15 protein-coding genes are annotated in these 18,159 nt (G+C 64.0%); 9 read left to right on the top strand and 6 right to left on the bottom strand.

What is annotated here, in order from left to right; genetic code table 11:
- Positions 1 to 551 precede the first annotated feature (551 nt).
- Together ACTJKX_RS31565 and ACTJKX_RS31560 are read left to right on the top strand one after the other, a co-directional pair.
- Entirely contained in the window at positions 552 to 1,427 is an 876-nt protein-coding gene (locus ACTJKX_RS31565) for a DeoR/GlpR family DNA-binding transcription regulator (RefSeq protein ID WP_367625871.1), read from the top strand.
- Positions 1,405 to 1,686 (top strand): hypothetical protein, encoded by a 282-nt coding sequence (locus tag ACTJKX_RS31560; protein ID WP_394315046.1) that lies wholly within the window; start codon positions 1,405 to 1,407, stop codon positions 1,684 to 1,686. Before ACTJKX_RS31565 ends, ACTJKX_RS31560 begins: the two co-directional genes overlap by 23 nt.
- On the opposite strand, the gene ACTJKX_RS31555 is transcribed toward ACTJKX_RS31560, so the two are convergent.
- The 4 genes from ACTJKX_RS31555 to ACTJKX_RS31540 are packed head-to-tail and all read right to left on the bottom strand — an operon-like array spanning position 1,659 to position 6,091.
- Positions 1,659 to 2,615, bottom strand: coding sequence for an ABC transporter permease (locus tag ACTJKX_RS31555; RefSeq protein WP_440727685.1), 957 nt, complete (start codon positions 2,613 to 2,615; stop codon positions 1,659 to 1,661). The genes ACTJKX_RS31560 and ACTJKX_RS31555 overlap by 28 nt on opposite strands.
- A gap of 3 nt (positions 2,616 to 2,618) precedes the next feature.
- On the bottom strand, positions 2,619 to 3,584 hold the full coding sequence (locus ACTJKX_RS31550) for an ABC transporter permease (RefSeq protein WP_440727684.1): 966 nt from the start codon (positions 3,582 to 3,584) through the stop codon (positions 2,619 to 2,621).
- A complete protein-coding gene (locus tag ACTJKX_RS31545; RefSeq protein ID WP_440727683.1) occupies positions 3,581 to 5,041 on the bottom strand; it encodes a sugar ABC transporter ATP-binding protein in 1,461 nt (486 codons plus the stop codon). Before ACTJKX_RS31545 ends, ACTJKX_RS31550 begins: the two co-directional genes overlap by 4 nt.
- A 30-nt stretch (positions 5,042 to 5,071) precedes the next feature.
- A complete protein-coding gene (locus ACTJKX_RS31540; RefSeq protein ID WP_440727682.1) occupies positions 5,072 to 6,091 on the bottom strand; it encodes an ABC transporter substrate-binding protein in 1,020 nt (339 codons plus the stop codon).
- A 144-nt stretch (positions 6,092 to 6,235) separates the two neighbouring features.
- Between ACTJKX_RS31540 and ACTJKX_RS31535 the strand changes: the two genes are divergently transcribed.
- Positions 6,236 to 7,141: an SMP-30/gluconolactonase/LRE family protein gene (locus tag ACTJKX_RS31535; RefSeq protein ID WP_440727681.1), complete on the top strand. Its 906-nt coding sequence runs from the start codon at positions 6,236 to 6,238 to the stop codon at positions 7,139 to 7,141.
- A gap of 12 nt (positions 7,142 to 7,153) precedes the next feature.
- Here ACTJKX_RS31535 and ACTJKX_RS31530 read toward each other — a convergent pair whose 3' ends face one another.
- A complete protein-coding gene (locus tag ACTJKX_RS31530; RefSeq protein WP_440727680.1) occupies positions 7,154 to 7,861 on the bottom strand; it encodes a GntR family transcriptional regulator in 708 nt (235 codons plus the stop codon).
- Between the two features lie 220 nt (positions 7,862 to 8,081).
- Here ACTJKX_RS31530 and ACTJKX_RS31525 point away from each other — a divergent pair, with 220 nt between their 5' ends.
- The 6 genes from ACTJKX_RS31525 (at position 8,082) to ACTJKX_RS31500 (ending at position 16,040) form a co-directional block, all read left to right on the top strand.
- Positions 8,082 to 8,909: an HpcH/HpaI aldolase family protein gene (locus ACTJKX_RS31525; RefSeq protein WP_440727679.1), complete on the top strand. Its 828-nt coding sequence runs from the start codon at positions 8,082 to 8,084 to the stop codon at positions 8,907 to 8,909.
- Positions 8,899 to 10,305, top strand: coding sequence for an FAD-binding oxidoreductase (locus ACTJKX_RS31520; RefSeq protein WP_440727678.1), 1,407 nt, complete (start codon positions 8,899 to 8,901; stop codon positions 10,303 to 10,305). Before ACTJKX_RS31525 ends, ACTJKX_RS31520 begins: the two co-directional genes overlap by 11 nt.
- 280 nt (positions 10,306 to 10,585) lie before the next feature.
- On the top strand, positions 10,586 to 11,941 hold the full coding sequence (locus tag ACTJKX_RS31515) for an MFS transporter (protein WP_440727677.1): 1,356 nt from the start codon (positions 10,586 to 10,588) through the stop codon (positions 11,939 to 11,941).
- A gap of 133 nt (positions 11,942 to 12,074) precedes the next feature.
- Positions 12,075 to 13,043, top strand: coding sequence for a dihydrodipicolinate synthase family protein (locus ACTJKX_RS31510; protein WP_440727676.1), 969 nt, complete (start codon positions 12,075 to 12,077; stop codon positions 13,041 to 13,043).
- Positions 13,044 to 13,342: 299 nt separating this feature from the next.
- Positions 13,343 to 13,816, top strand: a complete 474-nt coding sequence (locus tag ACTJKX_RS31505; RefSeq protein WP_440727675.1) for a hypothetical protein — start codon at positions 13,343 to 13,345, stop codon at positions 13,814 to 13,816.
- A 172-nt stretch (positions 13,817 to 13,988) separates the two neighbouring features.
- Positions 13,989 to 16,040, top strand: coding sequence for a sigma-54-dependent Fis family transcriptional regulator (locus ACTJKX_RS31500; RefSeq protein ID WP_311939411.1), 2,052 nt, complete (start codon positions 13,989 to 13,991; stop codon positions 16,038 to 16,040).
- Between the two features lie 77 nt (positions 16,041 to 16,117).
- On the opposite strand, the gene katG is transcribed toward ACTJKX_RS31500, so the two are convergent.
- Positions 16,118 to 18,159, bottom strand: a 2,042-nt coding sequence (gene katG, locus ACTJKX_RS31495) for a catalase/peroxidase HPI (RefSeq protein WP_440727389.1), incomplete at its 5' end; no start/stop codon positions are given.

The following is an 18,159-nucleotide window of genomic DNA, read 5'->3' as shown; positions in this document are numbered from 1 at the left end:
CGCGACGATTTGCCAATTTCTGATCAAGTCTGGTTGACACCGGATGAACCTCGTTGGAGGGCATAGCTCTGGCTTGCTCGTCATAAAAGCAAAATTCCAAATTCTGTCAATCTCTATCTAATTAGCGCAGAGAGATTGAGCGAGCGTCGCGTTGGAGTTCTTGAGGGCGACCGTATCCTTCGATTTCTTTCAATGGTTTGGAGCAAAATTCGCCGACATTTCCTTCTCTCAGGAGGCAGCTCGGATTTGCGGCGATCTCCGCTCTTGATTGTGTGTTTTGCCCATCTTCGGAAAATTATGATCAAATGGCGATAAAAACACGCAAGGCAGATCAAATGATCCAGATTATTGCGTTTCTACTAAAGACGGCGATATCGTTGGCGGGGGCTCGATTGCTCGGTTGACCGATAATGATAGAAATTGAAGGATCAGGTACGATGACCGGATCCGATCTGATCGCAGATTGCGGGTACGCGATTTGATGGTGGCAGCGGAAAGCCTGCAGGCTTGCGCGCTTGTCGGAAGGCAGCAGGGATAACCAAGGTGGAGCCATGGAATCAGCGAGCAAACGAGTGGACATGGTTCCTGCAAAGCGCAGGGCGATCATCCTGGAGCATCTGCGGGCGAATGGTGCAGCCAGCGTACAGGAATTGGCTGATGCGACGGGTGGATCCCAATCCACCGCACGGCGCGATCTCGAATATTTGATGGAAAAGGGGTACCTTGAGAGAACCCATGGCGGCGCCCACCTGGTTCAGCCGGCGCGCGCAACCTTCGAGCGCGAGAATTCGCTCAATGCCCAGCTGCAGCGCGCCGAGAAATTGGCAATCGGGCGGGAGGCTGCATCACGGCTGAGCGCCGGACACAGCGTCATCCTGGACAGTTCCTCGACGGTGATGGAAGCTGTGCGGGCGGCGGCCGAGCGCGACCTTCCCCTGACGATCGTGACAAATAGTCTTGAGATCGCCGATTTTGCCGCCGACATCCGGTCCTGGCGGACGATCATGCCCGGTGGGAGCATCCGTGCCGGCTACAGGCACCTTGCCGGAGAGCCGGGGGAGAGCTTCATTCGCACGCTGCACGCCGATCTTTGTCTCATGGGGGCATCGGCCGTTACCGGCACCCTCTTGACCGAGGCGTCGCTGGAAGTGGCCTCGTTGAAGCGAGCCATGATTGCCTCGGCAGGACGCAAGATCCTGCTTGTCGACAGCTCCAAATTTACCTCACCGAGCTTCTGCACCCTTTGCGAAGTCTCGGAGATCGACGAGATCATCACCGATGACGCGGTTGGCGCCGAAGCCCTGGCGCCTCTACGCGCGGCCGAGAAATCCGTGACGCTGGTGCCGGTGCAACGCGTGGACGGCAGGCCTTTTCGCCGCGCCGGCGGCGTGGTGAGCCAAGCGATTGCCTCGCCAGCTTTTCGGTAGGAGTGTCCGGGGGGCTACGCCGCGCGCCGGTCACGTCATCTGGTCCGGCATTTCCGACAATACAGTCAAGATCGTCGACAACTGCAGAACCAGCCAGCTCGGCTTCGTGCCGCTCGACAATTCGGAACCCTTCCTCGCGGTGGTCGAAGCCAGGACACCCGTTCCCGACCCGAGGGCGCCGCGGGCCAACGGTGGACAACGCGATAAGGTGCTGGGAGCGCACATGTCTCTTCAGCGCCGTGGACCGGTGCTGGCCTGACCGCCGGCAACAGCGATCACGGCGACGATGACGAGCCCGGTCACCATCAGACGCATCCCCGCATCGGCGCCAAGCGTGTTGAGCATGATCTGCAGAAACACCAGGAACAATGATGCCCCCCATACGCCTGCGACGCTCGCCTGGCCGCCGCCCACGGCGGTGCCGCCGATCACCACTACCGCGATGGAGGCAAGCAGATACTCGTTGCCGATGTCGACCGAAGAACCGCGAAAATAACCGGCCAGCAAGGCACCGTTGAGGCCGCCCAGGCCGCCGCAGAGCATGTAGGTGAGACAGCGGATGGTGGCGACCGGTATGCCCGCGAGCCAGGCGGCCCGCTGGTTCTGGCCGATGGCAGTGACGCTGTAGCCGAAGATCGAGCGGTGCAGCAGCACGGCGATGCCGATGCTGGCGAGCATCGCGACAAGCACGAAGAGGGGCAGGCCGGCGAGGCGCAGATCCGTGAAGGCGGCGAAGGCGGGCGGCGGCTTGATCTGCAGGCCGCGGCCATAGCTGATGTCGACGGATTGGATGACGAAACTTGCCGAGAGGGTGGCGATGATCGGGGGGATGCGCAAGGCTGCGATCAGGAGGTAGTTGATCACGCCGATGGACGCGCCGCAGGCGAGCGCCGCGCACAGGCCGAGCGGGATCATGGCATCCGAGCCCCCCATTACTTTCATCGCAACGGCGCTGGCCAGGCCGATATTGGCCGGCAGCGACAGGTCGACATTGCCGGGACCGAGCGTGATGACGAACATCTGCCCGATCCCGACCACGATGGTGAATACCGCCAGCGAGAAGGCAGCGTCGAGCATGCCGGCGGCGCCGCCCCCGCCGGTGGCGAGGATGGTGACGGCATAGACGAGGCCGGCGCCGATGAAGGACCAGATCCAGGGAAGGGCGAAGAGCTTGCGGGTCAAATCCATCGCTCAGGCCTCTCGTTTCGCGATGAGCGCACGCGCCGCCAGAATGACGATCAGGATGGCGCCGTTGGCGCCGACCTGCCAATCGGGCGGGACATGCATGAAGCTGAGCAGTGAGGAGGAGGCGAGAGAGAGCGTCAGGGCGCCGATCACAGCGCCGACGGGCGACACGCGCCCGCCCACGAATTCGCCGCCGCCGAGGATGACGCCGGCGATGGAGAGCAGCGTGTAGCCATTGCCGATATTGGCATCGCCTGCCGTCGACAGGCCTGTAAGGGCCAAACCCGACAGGACACCGAACATGCCCGCCAGCATGAACGCCACGATCTTGATTTTCAGCAGCGACCAGCCCGCCCGCCGGATGGCAGCGGCATTGCCGCCGGCCCCGCGCAGTATGGCGCCGTAAGCCGTGCGCTTCAGTCCGCAATGCACCAGCGCTGCGATGACGACAGCGGCGACGATCGGCATCGGTACGTAGGGCGTCTTGATGGTCATCACCGTGTGAAGCCAGTCCGGCGCCTTGCCGCCCGGCGTGGGAAGCAGCAGGATGGCTGCACCCTGCCAGAAGAAGCTCATGCCGAGCGTCACCACGATGGATGGCAGGTTGCGCAGATGGATGAGAGCTCCGATCAATCCATAGACGACGACGGCGCCGATGATCACCGCGGTGCCCAGCAGGGGCGCCTGCACCAGCCAGGTGGCGGTGACACAGCCGATGAAGCTGACGAAGAAGCCAAGCGACAGGTCGAGATCATTGACGGTGATCACGAACATCTGCCCGATGGTGACCAGCACCAGCGGCACGGCGAGGTTCAGCATCAGGTTAAAGCCGAGATAGCTGATGGCGCGCGGGTTCAGCCAGCCGATCGCGCCGAGCACGAGGAAGAGGGAGATCGCAGGCAACACCGCCCGCAGGAGCGGACGCCAGGTGGTGGTGCGGGCCGGAGCGGGGACAGGGGAAGCAAGGCTCATGCGGCCTCCGTAAAGGAAGACTGGATGACCTTCTCTTCAGTAATCTCGTGGCTGGCGAGTTCGGCGACGATGCTGCCGTTCCGGAAAACATAGACCCGGTCGCAGTTCTCCAGTTCCTCCGTTTCGGTGGTGTACCATAGGAAGGTACGCCCCTTGCGAGCCTCCTCGCGCAGGAGATCGTAGACTTCGAGCTTGGTGGCAATGTCGACGCCGCGCATGGGGTCGTCCATCAATACGATCCGTGCATCCGAGGCGAGCGCCCGCGCGAACAGGGCTTTCTGCTGATTGCCGCCCGAAAGGGTGAGGATGTTATCGGTCATGGCCGGAGTGCGAATGCGCATACGTTTGCGCCAGGTCTCGCCGAGTTCGTCTTCGTGCTTGCGGGAGATCAGGAAGCCGCGCCGGAGGGCGCGCATCGAGCCGATGGCGATGTTGCGGGCAATCGAGGAGAGGGGGAAGATACCGTCGCGCTGACGGTCGCCGGCGATCAGGGCCGTGGGCACGGTGACCTCGATGCCGGAGCTGTGTCCGCCCTTCGCCGCGAAGATGTCGATCAGCATCCGGGTCTGGCCGTGGCCGGCCAGGCCGGCCAGTCCGACGATCTCGCCCCGGCGCGCCAGCAGCTCGATGGCCGATCCGTCACCGGCAGGCCGCACGCGCACGCAGACCTCACCATGCGCCGATGGCGCCTGAATGCTGGTGCTGCCTTGCCGATGTTCGGCGCCCATGGCGCTCACGAGCCTGTCGCGATCGAACTCACGCGCAGGCCCGTTGGCGACTACGGCGCCATCGCGCATGACCACGATGCGGTCGGCATTGTCGAGGATCTCGCCGAGCATGTGGGAGATCAGGATGCAGCTCAGGCCTTTTGCCACTGCGGCGCGCATATAGGCGAGGAGCTGGCCCGCCGTATGGCTGTCGAGCGAGGAGGTCGGCTCGTCGAGAATGATGAGATGGAGCGGTGCGTCCGTCACCGTGAAGGCGCGGGCCACTTCGACCATCTGCCGACGGCCGATCGAGAGATCCTCCACCACGTCGCCGGCGGCGATGCCATGGCCGGGAAAGATCTCGTCGAGCTTGGCCGTGATCAGGGCGCCGGCCCGGCGTCGCCAACCCAAGCCACGCAGCGCGCCGTGATTGACGCGGGTGTTCTCGGCCACGGTGAGATTGGCGCAGAGCGACAATTCCTGGAACACGCAGCGTATGCCGAGGGCATTGGCTGCCGTCACCGTATAGCCGATTTGCTGCTGGCCCGAGATCCGGATGCTGCCCGAGGTAGGCGGCAGGGTACCCGCCAGCACGTTCATCAGCGTCGACTTGCCGGCGCCGTTATGGCCGACGAGGCCGATACATTCGCCGGGGGTGACAGTGAAATCGACCCCGGCGAGCGCACAGACAGTGCCGAACTGCATGGTCACGCCGTCGAGGCGAACGATATCGGAAGGCTCTTGCGTCACCGATGAATCTCCGCCTTGCATCCCGGCCGCTTACTTCGCGGCCGCCTCGATGGCCTTGGCGACTTCGTCCTGGCCGTATTCGCGATTGGCCACGCCCCCGGCCGGCGTATCGGCGAGATATTTGTCGAGCTCGCTCGCCCCGATCGTCAGGATACCCATCGGCACTTCGTTGGGAACCTTCTTGCCGTCGAGGACCTGCTGGGCCACCCAGAAGGCGAAGGTCACCATGCCCGGCGCTTCGGAGGCCGACCAGGTGTCGTAGCCGCTGGCGCCGCCCTGCTCCTTCCACCAGGCAAGCTCGTCCTGGCGGTTGCCGAGCATGATCAGCGGCAGGGGCCGGCCGGCGGCCTTGAAGGCCTGCGCCGTGCCGTAGCCATCGCCGCCCTGGTCGACCACCGCGGCGATCTGCGGCAGCGAGGGCAGGACCGTCGTCACCGCCTTCTGCGCCGTGGTCTGGTCCCAGTTGCCGTTGACCTCGGAAACGATCTTCAGGTTCGGATGTTTCTTGATTTCGGCTTCCACGCCCTTGGTGATGTCGGCGTCGATGCTCGTACCGGCCAGGCCGCGCACATAGAGCACATTGCCGCCATTGGGCAGGCGCTTGGCAACCTGGCGGACCTGTTCGGCGCCATAGGTCTCGGCGAGGTCCACCGTTACCTTGTAGGCGCAGGGTTCGGTGACGAGGCCGTCGAAGGCCACGACCACGATGCCGGCATCGCAGGCCTGCTTGACCGCGCCGTTCAGGGCCTCGGGGGAGGCGGCATCGATGACGATGGCATCATAGCCCTGCAGGATGAGGTTCTGGATCTGGGCGGCCTGGGTCGGAGCTTCCTTGTCGGCCGTGGTGAAGGCATCGGCTGCGGCGATCACCTTGTCGGCGACGGCCTGCTTGCCGACCTTGTCCCAGCTCTGCAGCATGGCCTGACGCCAGGAATTGCCGGCATAGTTGTTGGAAAGAGCGATCTTCTTGCCCGACGTGTCGGCAAGCGCGGGACCTCCCAGCAGGAGCGCCAGCATCGGCGCGACGACAAAGGCCAGCTTCGAATTCATGGGAGTCCTCCGGTTCAGTGCTCTGATGTTTTTCTTGCCTGCCAACGCAGGCTGCTTGCCGATGAACCTAAGGTACAATATGTCACATGGTCAAGCGCCCGACCACAACGCGATAGCGGCGCCCTTGCGGAGGTGACGGTGACGATGTCCTGTTTCAAAATTCTCGACGACCGCTTCCGGCGCCTGTTCGTCGGCACTGCACAGCTCGATCGGTTGTATACGGGCTGCCGCTGGGCCGAAGGGCCGGCCTATTTCCCGGCAGCCCGTTCGCTGGTCTGGTCCGACATCCCCAATGATCGCATGCTGCGCCTCGACGAATGCAGCGGCTCGGTCTCGGTATTCCGCCATCCTGCCGGCCATTCCAACGGCAACACGGTGGATCGGCAGGGCCGGCTGGTGACCTGCGAGCATGGCGGGCGCCGCGTTTCGCGCACCGATATCGATGGTCGCGTGATCACGCTGGCAGACCGCCATGACGGCAAGCGCCTCAACAGCCCCAACGACGTGGTCGTGCAGTCCAATGGCGATATCTGGTTCAGCGACCCCACTTACGGCATCGATTCCGACTATGAAGGCCACCAGGCCGACAGCGAGCAGGGTGCCAATCGCGTCTACCGTCTCGATGCGTCGGGCAAGCTGAGCGTGGTGGCGGACGATTTCGTCCAGCCCAACGGTCTCGCCTTCTCTCCGGACGAAAAGCTGCTCTATGTCGTCGACACCGGCCGCAGCCATCTGCCGGATGGTCCGGCCCATATTCGCCGTTTCGCCGTGGGGGAGAGCGGGGCGCTCGTCGACAAGGGGCTGTTTGCCGACTGCACGGCCGGCTTCTTCGATGGCCTGCGCCTCGACACGCAGGGCCGCATCTGGACCAGCGCCGGCGACGGCGTGCATTGCTACGATCCCGACGGTAGCCTCATCGGCAAGATCCTCGTGCCGGAGGTGGTTGCCAATGTCTGTTTCGGCGGGCTGAAGCGCAATTATCTCTATATCTGCGGGACGACGTCGCTCTACGGCGTCCGCCTGCCGGTCAACGGCGCCAAGACGTTCTAGGAGGCCGGCGCCCTAATCGTGTCGGGCGCTAGTGCCGATCAGGCCTTCCTGCAAGGCGCGGACATAGGAGTGCCGCGTGTTGAGGATATGATTGACCAGGATCGAATCGAGCTCGACGAGGTCGCCTCTCTCGAAGGCCGACATCATCTGTTGATGCTCGATATAGGAGCGGTCCTGTACGCCGGCGAGCGGTACCGAAAGATGGGTGCGCAACGTCGCAATGGGGCCGGAGACGAGGGCGTAACCGTCTTCGATGAAGCGATTGCGGCAATTGCGGATGAAGGCCTCGTGGAACACGGTGTCGGCCCGCGAATAAGCCACGGGATCGGCCTTGGCCCTAGCCTCGTCCATGGCCGCCTTGGCGCCATTCAGCATCTTGATCGTCTCGGCACGGCGGCGGGCCAGCGCGAAACTGACGGCCCGGCATTCGAGCAGGATGCGATATTCGCAAAGGTCCACCAGGTCCTGCTCCGTGGGGAAGAAAACATAGCTGCCTTTCTGCGGCACGATGTTCACCATTCCCTGCAATTGCAGCATCGAGAGGGCCTCGCGCACCGGTGTGCGGCTGACGCCGAGCTTGGCCGCCAGACCGAGTTCGGAAAGCTCGCTGCCGAGCGGCAATTCAGAATCGATGATGGCTTGGCGCAACCTTTCGGCCACGGTGGTCGTCAGCGAGCGCGGTCGGTCGATCGACAGGGCTGCGGATGAAGCGAGCGACACGATGGGCGGTTCTCCCAGATTCCAGCTTTCCAGTATGCAAGATACAGCCCGCACCGGCAATGGGGAGTGAAATTCTCCGAGATGCAGGCGCTAGCAACAAAAATTACTGAGGTACTGTACTTCAGGTGGGGAGGCGTCTAAGTTGCGGGCAGCCTTGGTTGGCTCAGCATCCGGGAAGCCGGCCATCAACAGGCCTCGTGCCACCCGACGGGAGAGGAAAGTGTTCAAGCCAAATCAGCTGAAGCGACGCCTTGCAGCGGGGGATGCCCTGTTCGGCGCCTGGGTGGAGACTGGCAGCGCCACCAATGTCGAAATCCTGGCGCATCAGGGTTTCGACTTCCTCATCCTCGATCTTGAACATGGCCTGGGCGAGCTGCGCGATGCCGTCGACATGCTTCGAGCGGCCGAAGGCGGCACGCCCTGCATCGTGCGTGTACCGTGGAACGATCCGATTATCCTCAAGCGCTTGCTCGACGCCGGCGCCAACAGCCTGATGATCCCATCGGTCGAGACGGCCGAGGAGGCCAGGGCAGCTGTCGCCGCCTGCCGTTACCCGCCGCAGGGACGGCGCGGATATGCGGCGCCGCTGGTGCGTGCCTCGACCTTCGGCAAGGTCGCCGACTACATGGCGCGGGCGAATGAAGAACTCCTGATCGTCATCCAGCTCGAATCCGCCGATGCCGTGCATCGTGCCGCCGAGATCTGTGCCGTCGAGGGCGTCGACGTGCCGTTTCTCGGGGTCAACGACATGGCCGGTTCGATCGGCATGCTGGAGCAGCTCGACAGGCCGGAAGTGCGTGTCCTGGTGAGCGAAGCGGAAAAGGCGCTGCTTGCCAGCAGCAAGCCGATGGGTACCGTCCCGAGCGCCGGTGCAAATTGGCAGTCCCTCATCGAGGCCGGCTATCGCCTGGTCCCGGTGGCAAGCGATGTCGGTCTCATGCGCGACGCCGCTCTGGCGGTGGTGCGCGAACAGGTGAAATTCCGCGAGGAGCGGACGGGCGTGGCGGTTCACTCCGCCCTGCCGATGGACAGGGCTCATGCTTACTAAGATGTCGACAAATGCCTCCGCCGAGGCCATCCGTGCGCTGGAGGAGGCGCTTGGGCCTGCCGTGGTGCTTTCGGGTGCCGATATTCCCGAACGCAATCTCCAGGACTGGAGCACGCTCGGACCCGTCCGTCCGCTGGCCGTGGTCCGGCCGTCCGATGCCCGGGGCGTTGCGACGGCGATGCGGATTGCCGCGCGTCACGGTATCGCTGTCGTGCCGCAGGGTGGGCTGACGGGCCTGGCCGGCGGTAGCCGCCCTATCGAAGGCGCCATCGCCCTGTCGCTCGAACGGCTGGTGGGCATCGAGGAGATCGATGCGGCGGCGGCGACCATGACCGTGAAAGCCGGTACCACGCTGGAGGCCATCCAGCGGGCGGCCGACGATGCCGGTTTCTTCTTTGCCCTGGATCTCGGGGCCCGCGGGTCCTGCGCCATCGGCGGCAATATCGGTACCAATGCCGGCGGCAACCGCGTCATCCGCTACGGCATGACTCGCGACATGGTGCTCGGGCTCGAGGTCGTGCTGCCGGACGGCACGCTGATGACCAGCCTCAACAAGATGATCAAGAACAATGCGGGCTTCGATCTCAAGCAGCTCTTCATCGGGTCGGAAGGCACTCTCGGCATCGTGACGCGGGCCGTGCTGCGCCTGCATCCCAAGCCCAATTGCGTCATGGCAGCCCTGTGCGGCCTTGGCAGCTACGACAAGGTTCTCTCCTTTCTGGCCAGCACCCGTCGCTGGCTGGGGGCGACCCTGTCGGCCTTCGAGGTGATGTGGCCAGACTATTGGCAGGTGGCGACCCAGCGCGTTCCCAATATCCGCCGTCCGATTTCCGGCGAGCATGCCTTCTACGTGCTCGTCGAGGGCATGGGCACCCATGAGGACGAAAGAGCGCGCTTCGATGCCCTGCTCGAGAACCAGATGGAAGCCGGCGTCATCGAAGATGCGGCAGTGGCGCAATCGCTGGGCGACGTAAAGGCATTCTGGGGCGCGCGAGACGCGGCGGCCGAGTTCAGGCAGGTGCTGGGGCCGCACAGTTCCTTCGATATCGGCCTTCCGGTTGCCGACATGGATATCTATGCCCGCGCATGCCGCGCACGATTGGCGCGTGAGCTGCCGGGGTGCGAGAGCTACTTCTACGGCCATATTGCCGATGGCAACATGCACATCATCGCCTGCGTTCCCGGCACGGCGCAGCAGCCTTACGAGGCGATCGACGACATCGTCTATGACCTCGTGCGCAGCCATGGCGGCACCATTTCGGCCGAGCACGGCATTGGGCTGAAAAAGAAGAAGTTCCTGCCTTATACGCGCTCGCCGGCCGAGCTCGAGCTCATGCGCTCGATCAAGGCCGCTCTCGATCCTCGCGGTTTGCTGAACCCTGGAAAGGTTGTCTGAGGCCTGGCGGAGCCGGGCCGTGGCGCAGCCACGACGGTTGCCATTGCGCACGCATATCATTCGGCGGACGGGGCGCAGGGCATGCTTGCCTCGTCGGGACTCCGAGCCTGCGGCCGAAGCGAACTGCGCCACGCAAGCCGGTGCAGCCGGAGATAGGCGTCTGGCTCGAGGGCAGGGCCAGACCGCGCATCCTGGCAGCCTCCAAACGGGCCTTTCGGAAGATCACCCGACTTAAAACAGAACCGGCCACATGGGAAAGGCCAATGGGACGGAGACTATGATGACTATGAACAATGGCCAGGCCCACCTGGCCGGCCGCGACAGCTCCGATCGGGCATCGCTCGACCGCGCCATATCTCGGGCGAAATGGCGCATCCTGCCGTTCTTGATCCTGATGTATCTGCTGGCCTATCTCGATCGGGTCAATATCGGCTTCGCCAAGCAATCCTATCAGGCGACCACGGGTGTAACCGAAGCGGCTTTCGCCTTTGGCGCAGGCGTCTTCTTCCTCACCTACGCCCTCTTCGAATTGCCGAGCAACCTGATGCTGCACAAGGTCGGAGCCCGCCGCTGGTTGGCCCGCATCATGGTGACTTGGGGCATCATTTCCGCGCTGATGATGTTCGCCTACAACGACACGACATTCTCGCTGATCCGGGTTGTCCTGGGCGCTGCCGAGGCCGGCCTTTTCCCCGGCGCCATCCTGTATCTGACGCTCTGGTTTCCAAAGGAAGTCCGCGGAAAAATCCTGGCGATCTTCTATTTCGGCAGTCCGCTCGCTTTGATCTTCGGCGGTCCGATATCCGGCCTGTTCCTCGATATGGACGGCCTGTTCGGCCTCCATGGCTGGCAATTGATGTTCCTGATCGAGGGAGGCATCACCGTTCTGGTCGGTATCTGGGCCTATTTCTATCTGACCGACACGCCGGCCGAAGCCAAATGGATGCCTGCCGACGAACGCCAGGCCCTGTCGGCCGCGCTTGCCGCGGAGCAGTCCGAAAAGGCCCATAGCGGGGAGATCGATTTTGCGCGTGCCGTTCGCAATCCGCGCCTGTTCTATTTTGCCGCCATCTATTTCCTGATTCAGATCACCGGCCTTGGCGTGGCCTTCTATCTGCCGACACAGGTCGCGGCGCTGCTCGGGGTCAAGGTCGGCCTGCTGGTGGGCTGCATTTCGGCCATTCCGTGGATTTGTGCCCTGATCGCGGGCTTCTTCTATCCGGACTGGGCGGTGCGCTCGGGCCGGCGTCAAATCTGCCTGCTGTTTTCGCTGGCTGCGATCGCGCTCGGCCTGGTGGCTTCCGCGCATGCCAGCCCGGCGCTGGCGATTGCGGCGCTCTGCTTCGTCACCATGGGCATCATGACGGCGCAGCCGATCTTCTGGACCTTCCCGACGCAATATCTGGGCGGCGCGGCGGCGGCCGGCGGCTTTGCGGTGATCAATTCCCTGGGCGCCCTGGGCGGCTTCGTCGCTCCGAACGTCCGTACCGGAGCCATCACCTGGTCCGGCATCGAGGCCTATGGTCTCTACGCGATCGCTGCAGCCGCGTTTCTTGCATTCGTCCTGGTGCTCTTCATCAAAAGGGTTTCGGACAGCCAGCCGCTCAGCGCGACGATCTCCTCTGTTCGGACCTGAACAGGGGAGCACGGCATGATGTCGGCGTCCTGCGGGTAGGATCAGCCTCCCCGAATGTCGCCGATGTCGAGCCGTTTAAAACTGACGATCCAACCTCGTTGAGTCCAAGACAAACACCTAGGCCGAACACAAAATGACCAAGAAAATCGAGGGCATCATTCCCGTGATGATCACCCCGTTCACGCCGACCGGGAAGATCGACTATGCGGGCGTGGCCAATCTGGTGGAATGGTATGTCGCAAACGGCTCGGATGCCTTGTTTGCCGTTTGCCAATCCAGCGAAATGCAGTTCCTGAGCCTGGAGGAGCGTGTCGAGCTCGCAGCCTTCGTGAAGAAGGCGGCTTCAGGCCGGATCCCCGTCATCGCATCGGGCCATGTGAGCGAAGATCTCGATGATCAGCTCGCCGAACTCACCGCGATCGCGGCAACAGGGGTAGACGGCATCGTTCTCGTCACCAACCGCCTCGATGCCAAGAAAGAGGGCGGCACGAAATTCATCGACGATCTCAATTGGCTGTTGCTGCGGCTGCCGAAGGACATGCCATTGGGTCTTTACGAATGTCCTGCTCCCTATCGCCGTCTGTTGACGGATGATGAGCTGGCCTTCTGCGCCCATAGCGGCAGATTTGTCATCTTGAAGGACGTGTCGTGCGACCTCGATACGGTCAGGCGGCGCATCGAGCTCACCAAGGATACGCCGCTTTCCATCATCAATGCCAATGCAGCGATTGCTTTCGATGCGATCAAGGCGGGCTCGCGCGGTTTCACCGGGGTTTTTACCAATTTCCATCCCGATCTCTACAAATGGCTGCTGATCAAGAGCTCGGACAATCCGGCCCTCGCCGATGAGCTCTCGGTCTATCTCGCACTCTCCGCAATGGCCGAGCCGATGGGGTATCCGAAACTGGCAAAGCTTTATCATCAGCGCATTGGCACTTTCTCCTGCACCGACAGCCGGACCGTGACTTTCGATATTCGCGAGCGATTCTGGGCGTTGGATGCGCTTATGGACAAGATCGTCCAGGGGACGGAACATTGCCGCAGGCGTATTGCGGCGGCCGAGCTTCTTCAAAACGGGATTGAGAGCGGCTCGCCCTCTTGACGTTCCCGGCTTCTGGCCCGGCGTGTGGTCTTTGACGAAAGCAGCCTTTGAAGATGTGAGCGCTCCGCATGTCGGGGCCTCCTCCAATGTGGCCTGCTTGCCGAAATTGTCTGGGTCGGAAGCGGGCCCGCATTGGGTGTCGCAGCACAAACCTGCCGGTCTTTGTCGTACTCCTCTACTACCCCAAGCCAGAAAATCGGGCCTATAAGGTCATGCTGGTGAGGTGGCCGGAAAAAGAATATGCTCGCAGCAGAGCATGAAATGCCGCCGTTCTGGCCAATGAAATCTGGGAGGAGTTCGTGGTCGAGATCATTTCCAAGCGGGATGGCCCGCGCCGGGAGGATGCCGCGTTGCGCAGGCTTCTGTCGGAGAACCGCACGACCATCACGCGTCTTGCCGATCAGTTCAGCGCCGGTGCCTATTCCGCCAGCAAGGTCGCCAAGCCGAAACCGCAGCCCAAGGGGCTGATCTTCCATGACATGAGCGCAGGCGCTCCCTCTGAGGAGCCACTTGCCCGCATACGCGTCAGCCTCAACGGCCGCGTCATCATAGTGGATGAAAACACCAGTCGCCAGCTGCACCATCTCGGCCAGATCACGACTCGGGACGGCGGCGAGATCTTCGTGCTGGCAACCAGCGAGAATGGCTTTTTCGCTCCCCTGGATGAGCCGATCGCAACCCTGCTCGCCGGTCTCGACAACCAGACCTTGTCCGGCGACCACACTGAAGAGTGGCTTGTTGCCGAGATCGGCCGTCGGCTGGATCTGGAATGAATCTGGAGCTCCGTTCTTGCCGTGTCCACGGACCTTGCGAGGACGGTGCATTCCTGATGCTCTTACGACCTGCGGCATGGCGCTGGCATTCCGTGCCTCGCACTATCGCTGCCGCCCGATTGGAACTCCCGTGAACTAGAGGTGCTACTCGAGAAAGCGATGTGAAGCACGCATGACACGCGATATCGATCTGGACGACATCCGCACCAGCGTTGCCCCGCCCGGCCGGCAGACGCAGAGCCTGTCCGTGGCAAACCTCGACTATGACGAACGACGGACCATGCGGGCCTGGGAGAATCTGCTCTCCGGCGCTTCGGACAGGGATCGTGCGCGTTCGCCGGTCCGCTCCCTCATCCGCGATTCCTGGCACCGCTGTGCGAGCGGCGGCATCGATGCACAGCAGAACGAAGCCCCCCTCAGGGGCGGGCGGGACGAGGTCGAGCACCTGGCCTACCTCAACCGCGAGCTCCTGGAAGCGGCACGCCGGTCCTTCTTCACGATCGGCCGGTTGCTCGAAGGCACCGGCGCCATGCTGGTTCTCGCCGATGGCGAGGGCACCCTCATCGATACGGTCGGCGACGAACGCACTTTGCGCGACGGCATGGATATCCATCTGGCGATTGGCGGCAAATGGACCGAGGATGTCGTGGGCACCAACGGCATCGGTACGGCGCTGTGGGCCGGTGAACCCGTCTTCGTGCATGCGGCCGAGCATTTCTGCGCGGGCATCAAGGCGTGGACCTGCGCCGGTGCCCCGGTGCGTGATCCCTTCGATGGGCGCATCATCGGCGTGGTCGACCTCTCGGGCCATCCCGACATCTTCAGGCCCCACAACACCGCTCTGGTCGCGGCGGCCGCGCGCGAAATCGAGAAAGCCCTGGCCGACCAGCAGAGCGAGGAGCGCACGCGCCTGCTCGAAGCCTTCATCACCTCGGCGCCGCGCTATCGCCGTTCCGACGGTTTGATGATCGTCGACCGCCATGGCCGAGTGATCTACAAGGCCAACCTGCCCAGGCCGATCGAGGGGGGCTTCCTCGCCTCCTTCTCGGGCGCCCCGGCCCGCAGGCTGGTCGAACTGACGGGGGCCGACAGCCTGGAGGGGCTGGTCAGCCAGCTGCCGCAGGAATTCCAGACCTGCCATGTCAACCGGCTGGAGCTGGATGGAGATCTGCGGGGAGCGGCGCTGGTGTTTCCGCCCGTTGCGGCGCCGAGCCTCGTGCCAGCCGTCAATCCGGCATCCACGCGTCTCAACGAGGCCCGGGCCGCCATCGTCGGCGAAAGCCCTGCCTTGCGGGCGGCCGTCGACGTCGCCTGCCGGGTGTCCCAATCCAGTGACGTCACCTCCCTGCTGATCGAAGGGGAGACCGGCGTCGGCAAGGAGCTGTTCGCCAGGCTCCTCCAGCAAGGCAGCCGCTCGGGCACGAGCGCGCCATTCATTGCCCTCAATTGCGGGGCGATCACCCGAGAGCTCTTCGGCAGCGAGCTGTTCGGCCATGCACCCGGTGCCTTCACCGGTGCCAGCCGCGAGGGCAAGCCGGGTGTGTTCGAGCTCGCGAATGGCGGTGTGCTCAGCCTCGACGAGATCGGCGAAATGCCGCTCGATATCCAGCCCTTCCTGTTGCGCGTGCTCGAGGACCGCGTGGTGACCCGTATCGGCGACAGCCGGCGCCGGCCGGTCGACGTGCGGCTGGTGGCTTCGACCAATCGCGAGCTCAAGCAGGAGGTGGAGGCCGGGCGCTTCCGCCGGGATCTCTATTATCGCATCAGCACGGTGTCGATCCGCGTGCCGCCCCTGCGCGAGCGCGGAGAGGACATCGTGCTGCTGCTCGATCACTTCAACCAGAAGATCGCTACCCGCATGCAGATGGAGCCGCTGGTGTTCACGCCGCAGGCGCTGGACCATCTCATGGCCTATCACTGGCCCGGCAATGTGCGCGAGCTGCGCAATCTGGTCGAGAAGCTGCATGTGCTCAGCCATGGCGGCAGCGTCGGCCTTGCCGACCTGCCGGGGGAGATCATCCGAGGCGAGGGCGACGCTCACGCTCCGGCTTCCTTGCCCGCGGCGGGGATGGGAACGCTGGAGGACGCGGAACGCCAGGCGATCCGCCAGGTCCTGGCGGCCGAGGATGGCAATCTGAGCCGGGCGGCGCGCCGGCTCGGCGTCTCCCGTCCCACGCTTTACCGCAAGCTCGACCAATATGGCATCCGCCGCGGTTTCATCTGAATTCTGCTGAGGTTGTCTGGCCTGCGGGGGAGGGAACGGCGCGGCGGCATGCCGATGTGCGCCGCTCCCTGTCGGGATCAGACGAGATCGAAGCGATCGGCGTTCATGACCTTGGTCCAGGCGGCGACGAAGTCGGCGACGAAGCGGGCCTTGGCATCGTCGCTGGCATAGACCTCGGCCAGGGCGCGCAGCTGGGAGTTGGAGCCGAACACCAGGTCGGCGCGGGTGCCGGTCCACTTCACCTCGCCCGTGGCGCGGTCGCGACCCTCGAACACGTCCTCGGCTGCCGAGGTCGCCTTCCAGGCCGTGCCCATGTCGAGCAGGTTGACAAAGAAGTCGGTGGTCAACACCCCCGGCCGGTCGGTCAGCACGCCGTGCTGGCTGCCGCCGGCATTGGCGCCGAGCACCCGAAGGCCGCCGACCAGCACGGTCAGTTCCGGCGCCGTCAGGCCCAGGAGCTGGGCCCTGTCGACCAGCAGCCCCTCGGCCGGCACGCTGTAGGTCGTCTTCAGATAGTTGCGGAAGCCGTCCGCCACCGGCTCCAGCACGGCAAAGGATTCCACATCCGTCTGTTCCTGGCTCGCATCGGTGCGGCCCGGCGCGAAGGGCACCGCCACGTCCTGCCCGGCCTGCCTGGCCGCCTGCTCGACCGCGGCATTGCCGCCCAGCACGATCAGATCGGCCAGCGAGACTTGTCTGCCACCGGCCTGCGCCGCGTTGAAGCCCTGCTGGATCTCCTCCAGCACGCCGAGCACCTTGGCCAGCTGCGCCGGCTGATTGACCGCCCAGTCCTTCTGCGGCGCCAGGCGGATGCGCGCACCATTGGCCCCGCCCCTCTTGTCGGAGCCGCGGAAGGTCGAGGCCGAAGCCCAGGCGGTGGAGACCAGCTCGGCGGTCGACAGGCCCGAAGCCAGGATCCTGGCCTTGAGCTCGGCCGCGTCCTTGTCGTCGATCAGGCCATGGTCGACGACCGGCAGCGGATCCTGCCAGATCAGCTCCTCGGCCGGAACCTCCGGGCCGAGATAGCGGGCGCGCGGACCCATGTCGCGATGGGTCAGCTTGAACCAGGCCCGGGCAAAGGCATCGGCGAAGGCGTCCGGGTTCTCGAAGAAATGCCGGGAGATCTTCTCATAGGCCGGGTCGAAGCGCAGCGCCAGGTCCGTGGTCAGCATGGAAGGAGCATGGCGCTTGGAGCGGTCATGCGCATCCGGCACCGAGCCGGCACCCGCCCCATGCTTGGGCTGCCACTGATGGGCACCGGCCGGGCTCTTGGTCAGCTCCCAGTCATAGCCGAACAGGTTCCAGAAGAAGTTGTTGCTCCATTTGGTCGGCGTCGAGGTCCAGGTCACCTCGAGCCCCGAGCCGATGGTGTCGCCCCCCTTGCCGCTGCCGAACTGGTTGTGCCAGCCAAGGCCCTGCAGCTCGATGCCGGCCGCCTCCGGCTCCGGCCCGACATTGGCGGCATCGCCGGCACCATGGGTCTTGCCGAAGGTGTGGCCGCCGGCAATCAGCGCCACCGTCTCCTCGTCGTTCATCGCCATGCGGGCGAAGGTCTCGCGGATGTCGCGCGCCGCCGCCAGCGGATCGGGATTGCCGTTGGGGCCTTCCGGATTGACATAGATCAGGCCCATCTGCACGGCGGCCAGCGGGTTCTCCAGATTGCGGTCGCCGCTGTAGCGCTTGTCGTCGAGCCAGACGTTCTCGCTGCCCCAGTAGACGTCCTCTTCGGGCTCCCACACGTCCTCGCGGCCGCCGGCAAAGCCGAAGGTCTTGAAGCCCATCGATTCCAGCGCGCAATTGCCGGTCAGGATCATCAAATCGGCCCAGGAGATCGCGTTGCCGTATTTGCGCTTGATCGGCCAGAGCAGGCGGCGGGCCTTGTCGAGATTAACGTTGTCGGGCCAGGAATTGAGCGGGGCGAAGCGCTGCTGGCCCGCACCCGCGCCACCGCGCCCGTCGCCGGTGCGGTAGGTGCCGGCGCTGTGCCAGGCCATGCGGATGAACAGCGGGCCGTAATGGCCGAAATCGGCCGGCCACCATTCCTGCGAATCCGTCATCAGCGCAAAAAGGTCCTGCTTCAGCGCCGCCAAGTCGAGCTTCTTGAATTCCTGCGCATAGT

Source organism: Labrys sp. 22185 (genome assembly GCF_052045555.1).
Classification (GTDB): Bacteria; Pseudomonadota; Alphaproteobacteria; order Rhizobiales; family Labraceae; genus Labrys; species Labrys neptuniae.
This window is presented reverse-complemented; position numbering and strand designations above follow the sequence as displayed.